The sequence below is a fragment of the Desmonostoc muscorum LEGE 12446 genome (genome assembly GCF_015207005.2).
GTDB classification, from domain to species: domain Bacteria; phylum Cyanobacteriota; class Cyanobacteriia; order Cyanobacteriales; family Nostocaceae; genus Nostoc; species Nostoc muscorum.
This window is the reverse complement of record NZ_JADEXS020000001.1, coordinates 1,096,187-1,112,072: the sequence shown is the minus strand read 5'-3', so window position 1 is coordinate 1,112,072 and position 15,886 is coordinate 1,096,187. Positions and strand designations below refer to the sequence as shown.

Genomic DNA, 15,886 nt, shown 5'->3' with positions numbered 1-15,886 from the left:
CACTTCAGAGGTGTTTAGATCCCCGACTTCTTCAAAAAGTGGGGGATCTGGGCAACAATTTTGTGATTAATTATATCAATATCTTAATTTACGCCAATTTATGTGAAATTAAGTAATTTCACATAAGCAATCTCTTAATGACTAGGATTGTCTTTTTTCTAATTAGTAATTTTCTATACTTTTTTACTTAAATACTTGAGTTAGCTACCCAGGCAGGAGTAGGCAATATATGCTATAATTATATCAGATTATGGCAATTATTCAAGAGCAATTTAGAATAATTTTGCGCTGTGTCGAGTAAAAAAGCTAAAATCTACGATTTTTGGAGATTTTTAGGTTATGACAACCTCACAGGAGAGGATTATCCCGACAGACTTGCGAAACGAAATGTCGCAGTCTTATCTGGAATACGCCATGAGCGTGATAGTGGGTCGGGCGCTGCCAGATGCGAGGGATGGTCTAAAACCTGTGCATCGTCGCATTCTCTACGCAATGCACGAGCTAGGTCTACTGCACGATCGCCCGTTTAAGAAATGTGCCCGTGTGGTGGGGGAAGTATTGGGTAAATATCACCCCCACGGTGACACGGCTGTGTATGATGCCTTGGTGCGGATGGCGCAGGATTTTTCCATGCGATCGCCTTTAGTTGATGGGCATGGTAACTTCGGTTCCGTGGACAACGATCCCCCGGCGGCAATGCGGTATACAGAATGCCGCTTGAAAGCTTTAACTAGTGCTGGTCTACTCCACGACATCGAATCGGAAACCGTAGACTTTGCCGATAACTTCGACGGTTCCCAGCAAGAACCGACAGTACTACCGGCACGTGTTCCCCAATTGCTGCTGAATGGTTCCTCTGGGATTGCCGTGGGCATGGCAACCAACATTCCCCCGCACAACTTGGGGGAATTAATTGACGGTTTGGTGGCACTGATTCACAATCCAGAAATCACCGATCTGGAATTAATGCAGTATATCCACGGTCCCGACTTTCCCACCGGGGCACAAATTTTGGGGACATCTGCCATTCGGGAAGCTTACACCACCGGGCGTGGTTCCATTACCATGCGTGGTGTCGCCAACATTGAAACCATCGAACAACGGGGACGCCCAGATAGAGAAGCAATTATCATCACCGAATTGCCCTATCAAACCAACAAAGCGGCGCTAATTGAAAAAATCGCCGAAATGGTGAACGAGAAGCGGCTAGAGGGCATCGCAGATATCCGAGACGAGAGCGATCGCGACGGGATGCGGATTGTCATCGAACTCAAGCGTGATGCTTATCCCCGCGTGGTTTTGAACAACCTCTACAAGCAAACGCCACTCCAAGCCAACTTCGGCGCCAACATGCTGGCGTTGGTGAATAGCGAACCCCAAGTACTCACCCTCAAGCATTTCTTAAGCGTCTTTTTGGATTTCCGCATCGAATCCATTGCCAGACGTACCCGCTACGAACTGCGGAAAGCGGAAGAACGCGACCACCTGTTGCAGGGGTTATTGATTGCCCTGTCCCACTTAGATGCAATTATTAATTTGATTCGCCATGCACCAGATGCGCCCACAGCTAAAGGCGAGTTAATCACAACTTACGGGCTTTCCGAAGTGCAAGCAGACGCGATTTTGCAGATGCAATTACGGCGGTTGACTGCCTTAGAAGCAGATAAAATTCGTCTGGAACACGAAGAATTACAAACCAAGATTGCCGACTTGCAAGATATTTTGGCACGACGGGAGAGGGTGCTGGAAATCATTGAAACCGAAGTCGCCCAACTGAAAACTAGCTTCGCCACCCCCCGGCGGACGATCATTTTACCAGGGGAAGGCGAAATAGACGAACGTGACTTAATTGCTAATGAAAAAGCGATCATTTTGGTCACCGAACAAGGCTACATCAAACGGATGCCCGTCAACACCTTTGAAGCCCAAAGCCGTGCTACCAGAGGCAAAGCCGCAGCCAAGGTCAAAGATGATGATACCGTTGAGCATTTCTTAACTTGCTGCGACCACGACAGTATTTTATTCTTTAGCGAACGCGGCGTAGTTTACTGCCTGAAAGCCTATCAAATTCCCGTGGGTTCCCGCACCAGTCGCGGTACACCCATCGTCCAAATGCTACCCATTCCCAAAGAAGAAAAAATTACCTCCATCGTCCCCGTTGACGAATTTAGCAACGAAGAATATTTGGTGATGCTCACCAAAGGCGGTAATATCAAGAAAACCGAATTGGCAGCCTTTAGCCACATTCGCGCCAATGGTTTGATTGCCATTTCCTTAGAAGAAGGCGACCAACTCCGGTGGGTAAGACGTGCCAGAGTAGAAGACAGCGTAATTATTGGTTCTCGTCAAGGAATGGCGATTCACTTCCGGTGCAACCACGAACAACTGCGTCCCTTAAGTCGGGCGACTCGTGGGGTAAAAGCTATGAAGCTGAAAAATAAAGACGACGAACTCGTGGGTATGGATATTCTCCCTGCGGCAATTCTCGACACTTTAGATACCAATACAGAAGCCGAAATTGAAGAAATTGAAACAGAAGAAATCGAAATTAATGAAGAAACCGTAGAAGTACCTGCCAATGCCAGCGTCGGTCCTTGGGTGTTGGTAATTACAATGGGAGGATATGGTAAGCGCGTACCAGTCGCCCAATTCCGCCTGCAAAACCGTGCCGGTCAAGGTTTAATGGCAACCAAATTCAAAAACCGTAAAACCAAAGACAAGTTAGCAACCCTACGTATTGTCAACAACGATGACGATGAAATTATGATGGTCACCAATCGCGGTATTATCATTCGTCAAGCGGTGAATGCAATTTCCATACAATCGCGATCGGCAACTGGAGTAAGAGTGCAGCGTTTAGATGAAGACGACGCCATTACCGGAGTGGCAATAGTTCCACCTGATAGTGTCGATGCAGAAGAAGCAGAGTAAAAAGCAGGGGAAGCAGGGGAGGCAGGGGGAGAAATTAACCTCCTTACTTCCTTGGTTGATTGCCTTAGGGAGTGGCGTTTTGATGGGGGTGACCGTCGCCCCCGTCGGCGCCTGGTTCCTGGCTTGGATTGCCCTAGCTCCCCTCTGGGTATTAGTTGTTACTTCCCCCCCTGCTCCCTCATCTTCCCCTGCCCCCCCTGCCCTCCTCTGGGGTATCGCCTATCACGGTATCGCCCTTTCCTGGATTACCGGAATTCATCCCATGACTTGGTTAGGCGTTCCGTGGTTGCCGAGTTTGGCAATCACGCTTTTTTGTTGGGGATTCATCAGTGTCTTGGGAGGGATATTTGTTACTGTTTGGGCGGCTGTAATGGTTCGCCTGGGCGGGCAAAAACCCTGGCTACGTATACTAATTGGTACGGCGGTGTGGTGTGGGTTAGAAAGTCTCTGGAGTGCTGGTCCTTTGTGGTGGAGTTCTCTTGCTTACACACAAAGTCCGCATAATCTCGTAATTGTACACCTTGGTCAACTCTCTGGGCCGAATACTGTGACAGCGGCAATAGTCGCTGTGAATGGCTTGATTGCTGAAGGATGGACGAACCGGAGAGGCGCAGAGAACACAGAGAAAATTCTCTCTGCGCTCTCTGCGCCTCTGCGGTTCGTTAATAAATACTTCGCTACTGCCACAGGTTTATTAATCACCTTACACTTAATAGGTTTTATTTTATATACTCGTCCCATTGCCCAACCACCAGAAGCGGCGTTGACAGTGGGAATTGTTCAAGGTAATATTCCTAACCGACTTTTGCGGAGTTCCGAAGGATTTCGTCGCGCCCAAGAAAATTACACTAATGGATATATAAATTTAGCAAATCAAGGTGTAGATGCAGTCCTCACCGCAGAAGGCGCTTTACCTGTTTTCCAGCGTAACTTGATGGCAACTACTTTGGTCGCAGCAGTGAAGGAAAAAGGCGTAGTTGCTTGGATTGGGGCTTTTGGCGAACGAGGACGCAGCTATACAATTAGCTTGTTTACTTTGAATAATCAAGGTGAAATTGTCGGCCGCTACGACAAAGCGAAATTAGTGCCTTTGGGAGAATATATTCCCTTGGAAGGAATTTTAGGCGCAATAGTTCAGCGGTTATCGCCTTTGGATGCACACCAAGTTGCTGGTTCAGCAAATCAGGTATTTGACACTCCTTTTGGTAGAGCGATCGCTAGTATATGTTATGAATCTGCTTTTCCTGAACAATTTCGCTATCAAGCTGCGGCGGGTGGACAATTTATTCTCAGTTCTTCTAACGATGCCCATTACAGTCGGTGGATGCCATTACAGCACCATGCACAGGATATCATGCGGGCAATTGAAACTGATAGATGGTCAGCACGGGCAACTAATACTGGATATTCAGCCTTTGTAGATCCTCACGGGAGAACCTTGTGGATATCTGGATATAATACCTACGAAACTCATGCCCAAAGAATTTATCGCCGAGAGACAAAGACTTTATATGTGCGTTGGGGTGATTGGTTGACACCGCTGTTGTTAATATCCTCTGGAGGATTTTGGGTGTTCAAAATAAAGAACTTAAAAGTAAATAGTGAAAAGTAAAAAAAGAAGAGAACAGGTAAAAAGCCGTGAATTCTATTCGCTTCCTGATTTGATTTCTTGTCTTATCTGCTTGATAGGAATCTCAATTACAAATTCTGCCCCTTTACCAGGTTCAGAAATGCAATTGATTTTTCCCTTATGTTTATCTACGATAATCTGATAACTAATAGATAATCCTAATCCAGTACCTTTACCTACAGATTTAGTAGTAAAGAAGGGATCAAATAATCTACTTTTAACCTCCTCTTCTATTCCTGAAGCATTATCCTTGATACTGATAATCACGCACTCTTGATTTTTAACTTCCGTATGAATAATAATGCAACTATGTTGTTTAATTTCTGTTTTTAAAGAGTCTATTTGCTGTTGGCGTAAAGCATCAATAGCGTTACTGAGGATATTCATAAATACCTGATTTAGCCCTCCCGGATAACATTCGACAAGAGGCAAATTTCCATATTGCTTGATAATGGCAATTTCCTGCTGTTCATGCTTATCTTTGAGATAATGTTGCAAAATTAACAGTGTACTATTAATTCCTTCATGAATATCCACAAATTTCATTTCTGCTTCATCAAGACGCGAGAAGTTTCGTAAAGATAGCACAATCTCGCAAATACGATCGGCACCAACTACCATTGAAGATAAGATTTTTGGCAGATCGTCAATAATAAACTCTAAATCTATTTCATTAATAAAAATGTTTATTTCTGGATTGTGATTAGGATATTGTTGTTGATATAAGTCAATTAAAATGAGCAAACTTTGAGTATATTCTCTAACGTAAGTTAAGTTACCATAAATAAAATTAACAGGGTTATTAATTTCATGAGCAACACCAGCGACTAACTGACCTAGTGAGGACATTTTTTCAGTTTGAATCAGCTGTACTTGAGTGTGTTGCAATTCTTGTAGTGTCTGTTCTAATTGAATATTTTTCTGGTTTAGTTTTTCGGTTCTTCTCGCGACTTGCATTTCCAACATATAATTAGTTTCTTCTAAGGCGGCTTGAGCAAATTTTTTAGCTTTTAAGTATTCCTGCAATAAATGCAATACTAAAAACCATGCCGGAATCAGCATTGCTAAACCTATAATAGATTGGAAAATTGCCCAAAACATTTTTTGGCGATATTCAGCAATTTTATGTTGCAACTGAAGTAAAATATCACGCTTTCTTTTAGCAACACCATCAGCATAAATGTGTTTCTGAGTTTCATATTCTCGACTGGACAATAGTAATTGTGCTGCTTCTTTTTGATTTTTCTGGACTAAATCAAAAGATTGATATTCCATTGCAACTAATCGCTGATTAGCAATATCAACTTTTTTTGCATCCTCATTTTTATATGTTTTAGGAGCTAGTTTCATAGATTCTTTAATAGCAGCATCAAGTTGAGGTTCAAATTGACGATACCGTTGTTCCCACTTCAGGTCTCCTGTAGCCGCATTCATGCGGGCTGACATGGTTAATACTTCATCATAATAGATAATTTCATCACTTAGTTTTTGTAGCTGAAATTCAGTATTATTAATGCTATTGAAGTTATGATATGCTTGCCAGTTTAGCCAAATTTGGGGAATAAATAACAGTAATGTTAACATTACTGTTACAGTTACTAGTTGAGAAGGAGGAAATCTCATTTTACGGAGCAAGTGCATTTTGATATAAGCTTTTGAGATAGATATACAGCAAAGTTCGATTGAGTAAAATATACAATTTATCACAAAAAAGTAGAAGTACGCTATTTAGAATAATGAAGATATAAAACCAATTATCCAATTCATGTATGGATATGTCAAACAATCTGAGATTTACTGTTAGTATTAATATTTATTAATGTTTCTTTTCTCCATTTTTGTCTATGATTATCTGTAAAATTATTTTTATTTTTATAAAAATTGTAATTTCAATTAGTTATTGTAAAGCCTCAGTAATCACACTGCCCAATCTTGTGGAAATTTATAATTCTATACTATTTAGCTAAGGATTTTTAGTAGTAATTGCTGAACTGTAGAGACGTTTCAAACTGCGCGTATATACACCCGTTTCTACAAAATTTTTTGTCTGTTCTAAACCGGATTAATTGATCGTTGGGTAAGACAGCTAAAGTTTTATAAAAAATCTTGTCAAGATTCTGACTTTTCACGTTATGTCGAAAAGCTAACGATTAACTTAACCCCCTAACTCCCTTCCGGAAGCCGCTATCCATTACCCGGATCTTTTTTAAGATTTGCGAGAGTATTCACTCACGTTTTTATAACCCTTATTAGTTCGTTGTTCATTCTCAATAAAAACACAGTTTTAGCGATAATTTTAAATGCAAATTTGTCAAGTATGCCTAACCCCTCAGTGTCTAAGATAGTTATCAAACCTGGGTTTCCAGATTATTAAAAATGCAAGGTTTTCTTAAAGAAATACAACTTATTTTTGGAGAACATTTAGATTTTTTAATTCCGCAGAAGGGGTTAGGGATTGGGCATTTCGGAGAAAATATTAAATCCAAATTATAGTAATTATCGCTGATGTCAAATACAGGCGATCGCTACTGTCTGATTAATCGGCACAGTTTTTTTCAATTAACAATCATTCATAAGAATGAAATTTTCATACAGAATTTCATACCAAATTAAGTTTAAAAAAAACCGTATGAGCGATAATCTGCTGATTTTAAAGTGTTTTAATAAAGTTATTAGCGAAAGTTTAGAGAAGCAAAAACATGAAAGGTTTCAGGAAGCTATCCTCAATAGCACTATTGCTATTTGCCTTTGTGTATCCGCCCTCCTTAGCAGAAGCGAAAGATATTTCTGTAAGTAATGGTCTTAATGAACAAAGTGCGGCATCAGAGGCTAACCTGGTTGGAGATCAAAAAGGAGAGCTTTTAATTGCTCAAAGGCGGTCAAGATACCGGGTAATCAGACGACGCCAGCCTTTTGGACGATACCGGGTAATCCGACAACGCCAGCCTTTTGGACGATACCGGGTAATCCGACGACGCGAGCCTTTTGGACGATACCGGGTAATCCGACAGCAGCAGTTAAGACGACAACGAGAGTATAGGCGTCAACGAGAGTATAGGCGTCAATGGTATTGATGACATCTCACCAAAAGAGGACAAGGAGACAAGGGTTTTCTTCTGTCCCCTCATCTCCTTGTCCTCTTCGATAACGTTGGTTAGTGGTTTTCTGTTAACCACTAACCATTAACTATGGTCAAAATAATTCGTAATTCGTAATTCGTAATTCGTAATTACAATCAGTGGGGGCTTTACCCCGTACACTGAATTGTTGCACTACCAAATCTTTGATTTGGTGGGGGCTTGTACCCTCTTTAATTACGAATTACGTAAGCGTTGCGGGGCAAAGCCCATTACGAATTAGTAATTATTTGGTCACATTCTAATGACTTGCTACTACCTCTGCTTCAAGGCGAGCCAATCGGTCTGCCAAAAGTTTTTCCAAGTCTTCTAGTGCTTTGGTGAAACCTTTGATGCCCTCGTCTAGTTTATCAGTTGCCATGCGGTCAGCAGCGTGCATCTTGTCAAAGGTAGCTTTATCAATGGATATTTTTTCAATTTCCAAGTTTGCTACATTAGCAGGGTCGAGCTTCCGTGGCAATTCTCCAATAGTTGCTTGTAATTCGGCTAAAAGCGACGGTGAAATTGTCAATAAATCGCTACCTGCAAGTTCAGTAATTTCACCAACATTACGGAAGCTAGCTCCCATAACTTCGGTCTTATAGCCGAATTTCTTGTAGTAGTTGTAGATTTTGGTGACTGACAAAACTCCGGGATCTTCGGCTGCTGGGTAGCTATCGCGTCCGGTATCTTTTTTGTACCAGTCGAGAATCCGACCGACGAAGGGAGAAATTAGGGTAACGCCGGCTTCTGCACAGGCGATCGCTTGGTGCAAACCAAACAACAAGGTAAGGTTACAATGAATACCTTCTTTTTCCAGAATTTCCGCAGCGCGAATGCCTTCCCAGGTGGTGGCAATTTTAATTAACACGCGATTGCGGTCAACTCCAGCAGCTTTATACTGAGCAATCAATTCCCGTGCTTTAGCGATCGTAGCTTCAGTATCATAGGACAAACGAGCATCCACTTCCGTAGACACGCGACCGGGAATAATTTGTAAAATCTTCAACCCAAAAGCCACTGCCAAACGGTCAAACGCCAGAGAAACTATCTGTGCTTGGGTAGCTCCGGCTCCGGCATCTTTTTTTGCCTGAAGTAGAGTCTGATCGACAATTTCCTGATATTCTGGCATCTGCGCCGCAGCAGTAATCAGGGAGGGATTTGTGGTGGCGTCTTGGGGTTTAAACTTTTCAATTGCTTGGATATCCCCTGTATCTGCAACCACAACAGTCATTTCTCGCAATTGTTCTAGTAAACTTTTAGACATAAAATACTCCGTGATGTTTGTTTAGGATTTAATTCCAGAGGGAGTGGGGAGTAGGGAGTAGGGAGTAGGGAGTGGGGAGTGGGGAGTAGGGAGTTAGGAGTTATTCTTCCCTTGCTCCCTCATCTCCCTCATCTCGCTCATCCCCCCCATCTCCCTCATCTCCCCCACCTCCCCACTCCCCACTCCCCACTCCCCACTCCCCTCCAGACTCACAGCCCTATTCTAGATGGCTTATGCAGAAATTGGCTGTCCAATGGAATGCACTTTGATTAAGCTGGTTGTTCCTGATTGACCAATTGGAACGCCAGAGGTAATCACCACCTGATCTCCCTTCTTGGCAAGGCCTCTGTCTAGGACTCTGTTCACCACATTTGTAAACATTTCTTCAGCATTGTGGACTGGTGGAATCAGCAGAGGTTCGACTCCCCAGGAAAGTGCTAGCTGGCGGTAAGCGGTGGGGTCGGAGGTTAAGGCAATAATTGGAGAAGTTGGGCGATATTTTGACACCATTCTCGCTGTACTCCCTGAGGTTGTGTTACAGAGAATTGCCCGTGAGCCGGTTTCATAGGCGATACGACACACCGCTTCTGCCACCGATTCGGTGACGCTGAGACTACCTGGTTCATGACACCAGGAGTGTCTGCCGCCCTCTTCTAAAGCTTGTTCTGTTCGCACGGCAATGTTGTGCATCATCTGGACGGCGGCGATGGGATATTGTCCCACGGCGGTTTCACCAGAAAGCATTACCGCATCTGTACCATCAAAGATGGAGTTGGCAACATCTGTTGCCTCGGCGCGGGTGGGGTCGGGGGCGCTAATCATCGACTCTAGCATTTGTGTGGCTGTAATCACGGGCTTGCCAGCATGATTGCAACGGCGAGTGATATCTTTTTGAATCAGAGGGACTTCATGAATCGGCACTTCCACACCCAAATCGCCACGGGCAATCATAATGCCGTCGGCAACTTTGAGGATGGAGTCAAATTGCTCTAGTGCCTCAGCTCTTTCGATTTTGGCAATTAAGCGGATTGAAGCACCAGCAGATTCAATCATCCTTTGGGCGGGTTCTAAATCTTGGGGCGATCGCACAAAAGACACTGCTACCCAGTCTACACCCAACTGAATGCCAAAACGCAAATCTAGCAAGTCTTTTTCGGTGATCGAACTTACTGGTAAAGGAGTTTGTGGCAGGTTGACTCCTTTGTGGGTGGAAATTAACCCGCCAATTTTCACTTCTGCCCGAATGCGATCGGCATCACGATGGGTGACAATCAACTTAACGCGACCATCATTAATTAAAATCGGTTCGCCTGGTCGCACCATTGCAAACAAAGTCGGCAATGGTAAAGGCAATTCGTCAATACTCTCACCCTTCTCTTGCAAAACAAAGGTAACTTCACTCCCAGCTTCCACATTTAACCCTTCTGGTGGTAAGATACCCAAGCGGATCTTTGGACCACACAGGTCTTGCATAATGGCGATCGGCTTTTGCTGCTCAGCACTAATCTGCCTAAGATATTGAGCCGTTTGGGCGTGGAATTCATAAGCCCCGTGGGAAAAATTCAAACGTGCCACATTCATTCCAGCTTCTACTAAGGCTTGCAGCTTTTCAGGTGCAGATGTAGCAGGCCCAACAGTACAAATGATTTTGGTTCGACGCATAGGGATTAAGGGTTGAGGAATAACCTGCGACATGGATGCCTGATACCAATTTGTAATTTGTAATTCGTAATTCGTAATGACGCTCCTACGTCGCTAACGCTGCGCTAACGTAATTCGTAATTACAAACTTCAGATTTGATTCGCAAGACATTGCATCAGGTATCCAGAATCACAGGTGCTTCATATCACTGCTTTGCTAAGTAAAGATACTAGATTGCGTTTTATTTTCAGGTATTTACCATTTGACCCAAATCCCGAATTGGGGACTGGGGATTGGGGAATAGGGACTGGGGAATAGTTTTCCTAATACCCAATACCCAGTACCTAATACCCAATACCCAATCCAAATCAAACCACAGCAGCTGTTGGTGCGAGTTGTTCTTTTTGTGACATAGATAACATCAAGTCAAGCACCCGATTCGAGTAGCCCCACTCGTTGTCATACCAGGCAACTACTTTGAAGAAGTTGGAGTTCAACTCAATACCAGCACCTGCGTCGAAGATGCTGGAATGGGTATCACCTTGAAAATCTGTGGAAACTACTTCTTCGTCTGTGTAACCCAGGATACCCGCCAAAGAGCCTGCGGCAGCCTCTTTCATGGCAGCACAGATTTCCTTGTAACTGGTGGCTTTGGCAGTTTTGAAAGTTAAATCAACTACAGAGACATCAGGAGTCGGAACTCGGAATGCCATACCAGTCAACTTGCCCTTCAATTCTGGTAAAACCAGTGCTACGGCTTTAGCTGCGCCTGTGGAGGAAGGAATAATATTTTGGGCTGCACCTCGACCACCCCGCCAATCTTTTTTGCTGGGACCGTCTACGGTTGGCTGGGTGGCAGTCATAGCATGAACTGTGGTCATCAAGCCTTCAGTTAACCCAAAGTTGTCATTGATGACTTTAGCGATGGGAGCTAGACAGTTTGTAGTACAGCTAGCATTGGAGACAATTAGATCCTTACTGGGGTCAAATAAGTGATGATTAACACCCATTAACAGAGTAGGAACTGTATCTGGATCTTTGGTGGGAGCGGAAATGATCACCCGCTTTGCACCTGCCTTCAGGTGGTTGGCTGCCCCTTCGTAGCCAGTGAAAAGTCCCGTAGATTCCACTACATATTCTACACTTAGTTGTGCCCAAGGCAACTCTGCGGGATTCCTAACGGATACGCAAGGAATGAAGTGGCCGTCAATGAGGATACCATCGTCTTTGGCTTCAATCTTGTTCGTTAGTCTACCGTGGGTTGAGTCGTACTTTAATAGATAAGCGAGGTTATCTGGTGGTACTAGGTCGTTAATGCCGACAAACTCGATGTTGGGGTTATCAATACCAGCGCGAAGCACAAGTCGCCCGATTCGACCGAAGCCATTGATACCAACTTTCAATTTACTCAAGATTAAACCTCCCGTTGTGGAAAGTTGAACAAAAGGAGAAAGTTAAAAGTCAAAATAGATTGCCTTTTACTCTTTACTTTATGATCGTGACAGTTTGAGTCAGCTAAGGCATATTTACTTGGCATCTTTTAAGGTTTGGGGAGTGGGGAGTGGGGAGATGGGGAGATGGGGGGATGGGGGGATGGGGGGACGCGGGGACGCGGAGAAAAACAAATGACTAACGACTAATGACTAATGACTAATGACTCTTAAATTTTTTGATACCGCATTCCTGGTAGTTGGGAGAGTAAACCCATAAGTTCTAACTGTAACAAAGCACTGGAAACTGAACCGGCAGCCATACCGGTTTGTTGGACAATTAAATCGAAGGGTATAATTTCAAAAGCGATCGCATCCATTACTCGTTGCAATTCGGGTGATAAAGTTGGCAAAGTTAACTGTTGTGCTGTGGGAAATTGCTCAACTTCATCAATTTGTGGTATTGCTCCCAGCATTGTTAATAATTCGTCTAATTCTTTGAGAATCAAAGAAGCGCCTTGAGTTAGCAGCTTTAAACAACCTTGGGATGGATAATCGTCCACTCTCCCTGGTAATGCATAGACATCTCTACCAAATTCATTGGCGTAGGTGGCTGTAATTAGGGCGCCAGATTTTAATGGGGCTTCCATTACCAGGATAGCGCGGCTCATGCCTGCAATAATGCGGTTGCGGCGGGGAAAGTGAGTGCGATCGGGTGGGGTTTTTGTGGGGTACTCACTCACGACTAGTCCAGCCGTCAAAATTTGCTTGTATAAATCCCGATTTTTCTGGGGATAAATAACATCTACACCAGTTCCTAAAACTGCGATCGTTCTTCCACCAGCTTTCATAGCGGCAGCGTGGCTTTCGGTGTCAATTCCCTCCGCCATCCCAGAAACCACTGTAAAGCCATTTTTAGCCAAAGTTGTGCTAATTTGACGAGTCCAACGAATCCCGTATTCTGAAGGGCGACGGGTTCCGACAATCCCAACTAGTGGTTTTTGTCCGAGATTTTCTTGGGTTTCAACTTCACCGCGATAGTACAAAATCGCTGGTGGACTGGGAGTTTCCAGTAGTAAGCGGGGATAATCGGTATCTGCTGGAGTCCAGAAATGCGGGTTTTCCTGTTGGTGTTTGGTGAATAGCTGTTCTGGATGTAGACGCGATCGCTGTTGTACTACTTTTTCGAGTGTTTGAAAACCAAAACCCTCTACTTCCCCTAACTGTACCTTAGTAGCGTTCCAAGCGGTTGCCAGGGTGCCAAAATGCTGTTGTAGTCGTCGCAGTAATACCGGGCCAATCCCCGAAATTTGCGACCAAGCTACCCAATACGCACTTTCTTCTACCACTTTTCTATCCTCACGCCCACTGGTTTGAGTATTCCCAAAATCAAGGGGTTGCGCCCATTTATTGCTGGGATTGGGGATTGGGGAGTGGGGATTGGGGAGTGGGGACTGGGGACTAGGGACTGGGGACTGGGGACTGGGGACTGGGGACTGGGGACTGGGGACTGGGGATTAGGGACTGGGTAAACTTTTAATCACCAATCACCAGTACCCAATCACCAATACCCAATACCCAATCCCCAATACCCAGTCCCCAATCCCCAGTCCCCAATCCCCATTGACTCTTGACTCTTAACCATTGAATATTAACTATTGACTATTAATTCTCTCAGTACCTTTTGTGATGAAATCTTTTTATCGTCTTTTACTAAGCCTATCTGGTTACTCAATCTTTCCACTACTGCATAGTATTTTTGGTGCATTGCCTAGTTTGGCAGCCGAGAATGTTGTTGTTAGATACGGTTTATTTGAGCAATCCATCCCTGTGGCAGATATACGCAACTATAGCGAGACGCAAAAAGTTTCTGCGAATTTACAATCTATTTTAGGTCGTCTCAGCCCTGAAGAAAAACAGAAGTTTCAAGATGCGTTGCAAGTAAAGATGTCTCTTGATATTGTGGCTTTGGACAAGCTGGCAAATACACAAACGGGCAAGCAAATTTTATATTTTGTTTCCCAAGCGATCGCCCGTCGCGATCAAGCCAGTATCCAAGCGCTACGATCTGGTATTATCCTGGGAGCAAAATCACCAGAAGGTTTAGGACTCCTCACGTTTCTAGAAGCCTATCCCAGTAATGAAATAGTTATTGATGTGTCAAAAATTTCCCGAATAGTTGGCATGGCAAATTCATCTTCTGGTTCTGCTGATGCACCGCCAAAGGATAATGTAACTACTTCACCTTTAGGGAAAATTGCACTGCAATATCAAACACTCGCCGCCCAAGATAAACAGTTTTCAGGTTGTTTATTTGGTGATTCGATTTCGGCTGGACTTGGCAATACCCTTGGCAGTGGTACTTTTAATTTTGGGTTAAATGGCTTGAGTACAATTTCATTATTAGAACAACTGAAAACTTTAGTTCCTACTAAGGTGAAATGCGAAAAAGCCATTATTGCCATCGGTGGAAATGATGCTTGGTATGGAATTAGTGATGAGTTGTTTACCAAGAACCTCCAAGAGGCGATCGCACTTGTTCGCACAATGGGAACTAAAGAGGTTTTTCTGATTCCGGCTTTTTATTCAACGGCTGAGGCTAGCTCTGATCCAACTGTTGCAGCACCACTTTCTAGAGTCGAACAAATTAATGCTCTAATTAATCAAGTTGGGGAAACAGAAAAAGTACCAGTTGCCGCAGCAGGAGTAGCACCATTGTATGAAAATAATGTTCTGAAAAAGAACCTTACCACTGATGGCGATCATCTAAATGCAGAGGGACTAAAAATTTATCGAGAAGCATTGTTACAAATTCTAGGAAAGTAATCTCAAAAGCGATCGCTGTTGATTTTTTTCCAGAATACCAATAGCTGCGATCGCTTTTGCTCTTGTCTTGGTTTTACCTCTAAAAAAATCAGTAAAATTATTTCATGCGTCGAGACTCAATTTTTTACAAACTGTTTCAACAATCGCCGACATTACTATTTGAATTATTGACAGAACGCCCAATAAATGCAGACAGTTATCGATTTGATTCAGTCGCTGTCAAAGAACCAAAATTTGAAATTGACGGGGTATTTTTACCACCAGAAAATCAAGGTGCTGGCATTGTTTATTTCTGCGAAGTGCAGTTTCAAAAAGATGAACAGCTTTACGAAAGGGTATTTGCAGAATCATCATTATATTTTTATCGTAACCGCGCCAGATTTAGTGATTGGCAAGCAGTAATTATTTATCCGTCACGCAGTATCGAACAAAGCGATATTCATCCTCATCGGGGATTCCTTAACAGTAACCAAGTACATCGAGTGTATTTAGATGAATTGGGGGATATTCGCCAATTACCTTTATGGGTAGCATTAATGGTATTAACTACGGTAGAAGAAGAACTTGCACCACAAGCAGCAAAATATTTGCTTGAGCGTTCCTCTGTTGAACAGCCCGAAACCGCAAATAGCGCCATAATTGAGTTAGTGACAACGATAATGGTGTACAAATTTGAACAATTAAGCCGAAAGGAGGTTGAATTGATGCTAGGAATTACACTCAAGGAAACGAGAGTTTACAGGGAAATCAAGGAAGAGGGACGAGAAGAGGGACGAGAAGAGGGACGAGAAGCCGAAGCGCGATCGCTCATTCTTCGTCAACTAACTCGACGTGTAGGAGAATTACCTCAACAAGTACGTGAACGTATTGAAACTCTGTGCTTAGAACAATTAGAAAATCTGGGGGAGGCACTACTTGATTTTACTAGTATGGCTGATTTACAGGCTTGGTTAGAAGCACTTGAGGCTTAAGATGCAAAGGGAGGAATGCGATCGCTTAAATTGAGTCAGATAACTACAAACTATCGCTTTTGTTTCTGCCTTT

10 protein-coding genes are annotated in these 15,886 nt (G+C 43.5%); 5 read left to right on the top strand and 5 right to left on the bottom strand.

The genetic code is table 11. From position 1 onward, the window contains the following. The first annotated feature begins 339 nt into the window (after positions 1-339). On the top strand, positions 340-2,931 hold the full coding sequence (gyrA, locus tag IQ276_RS04755) for a DNA topoisomerase (ATP-hydrolyzing) subunit A (protein ID WP_193915493.1): 2,592 nt from the start codon (positions 340-342) through the stop codon (positions 2,929-2,931). Continuing rightward, positions 2,912-4,543 (top strand): apolipoprotein N-acyltransferase, encoded by a 1,632-nt coding sequence (lnt, locus tag IQ276_RS04750; protein ID WP_235115440.1) that lies wholly within the window; start codon positions 2,912-2,914, stop codon positions 4,541-4,543. The genes gyrA and lnt overlap by 20 nt, the downstream gene beginning before the upstream one ends. A gap of 33 nt (positions 4,544-4,576) precedes the next feature. Here the strand turns inward: lnt and IQ276_RS04745 are convergent, their stop codons facing one another. Beyond that, the gene (locus tag IQ276_RS04745) at positions 4,577-6,202 is read right to left on the bottom strand and encodes a sensor histidine kinase (RefSeq protein WP_193921850.1); all 1,626 of its coding nucleotides are present in this window, start codon (positions 6,200-6,202) and stop codon (positions 4,577-4,579) included. A gap of 1,058 nt (positions 6,203-7,260) precedes the next feature. Between IQ276_RS04745 and IQ276_RS04740 the strand changes: the two genes are divergently transcribed. Further along, complete coding sequence (locus IQ276_RS04740) at positions 7,261-7,635, top strand: hypothetical protein (protein WP_193921848.1); 375 nt, start codon at positions 7,261-7,263, stop codon at positions 7,633-7,635. 304 nt (positions 7,636-7,939) lie between these two features. Here the strand turns inward: IQ276_RS04740 and IQ276_RS04735 are convergent, their stop codons facing one another. From IQ276_RS04735 to dprA, 4 genes are all read right to left on the bottom strand, one after another. Next, positions 7,940-8,944: a transaldolase gene (locus IQ276_RS04735; RefSeq protein ID WP_193921846.1), complete on the bottom strand. Its 1,005-nt coding sequence runs from the start codon at positions 8,942-8,944 to the stop codon at positions 7,940-7,942. Positions 8,945-9,175: 231 nt separating this feature from the next. Next, a complete protein-coding gene (gene pyk / locus IQ276_RS04730) occupies positions 9,176-10,606 on the bottom strand; it encodes a pyruvate kinase (protein WP_193925738.1) in 1,431 nt (476 codons plus the stop codon). Positions 10,607-10,954: 348 nt separating this feature from the next. Next, positions 10,955-11,998, bottom strand: a complete 1,044-nt coding sequence (gap, locus tag IQ276_RS04725) for a type I glyceraldehyde-3-phosphate dehydrogenase (protein WP_193922260.1) — start codon at positions 11,996-11,998, stop codon at positions 10,955-10,957. 248 nt (positions 11,999-12,246) lie between these two features. Beyond that, on the bottom strand, positions 12,247-13,365 hold the full coding sequence (dprA, locus tag IQ276_RS04720; protein WP_235115439.1) for a DNA-processing protein DprA: 1,119 nt from the start codon (positions 13,363-13,365) through the stop codon (positions 12,247-12,249). A gap of 340 nt (positions 13,366-13,705) precedes the next feature. Here dprA and IQ276_RS04715 point away from each other — a divergent pair, with 340 nt between their 5' ends. Further along, on the top strand, positions 13,706-14,842 hold the full coding sequence (locus tag IQ276_RS04715; protein ID WP_193919850.1) for an SGNH/GDSL hydrolase family protein: 1,137 nt from the start codon (positions 13,706-13,708) through the stop codon (positions 14,840-14,842). Between the two features lie 104 nt (positions 14,843-14,946). After that, entirely contained in the window at positions 14,947-15,813 is an 867-nt protein-coding gene (locus IQ276_RS04710) for an Rpn family recombination-promoting nuclease/putative transposase (protein WP_235115438.1), read from the top strand. Positions 15,814-15,886 lie beyond the last annotated feature (73 nt).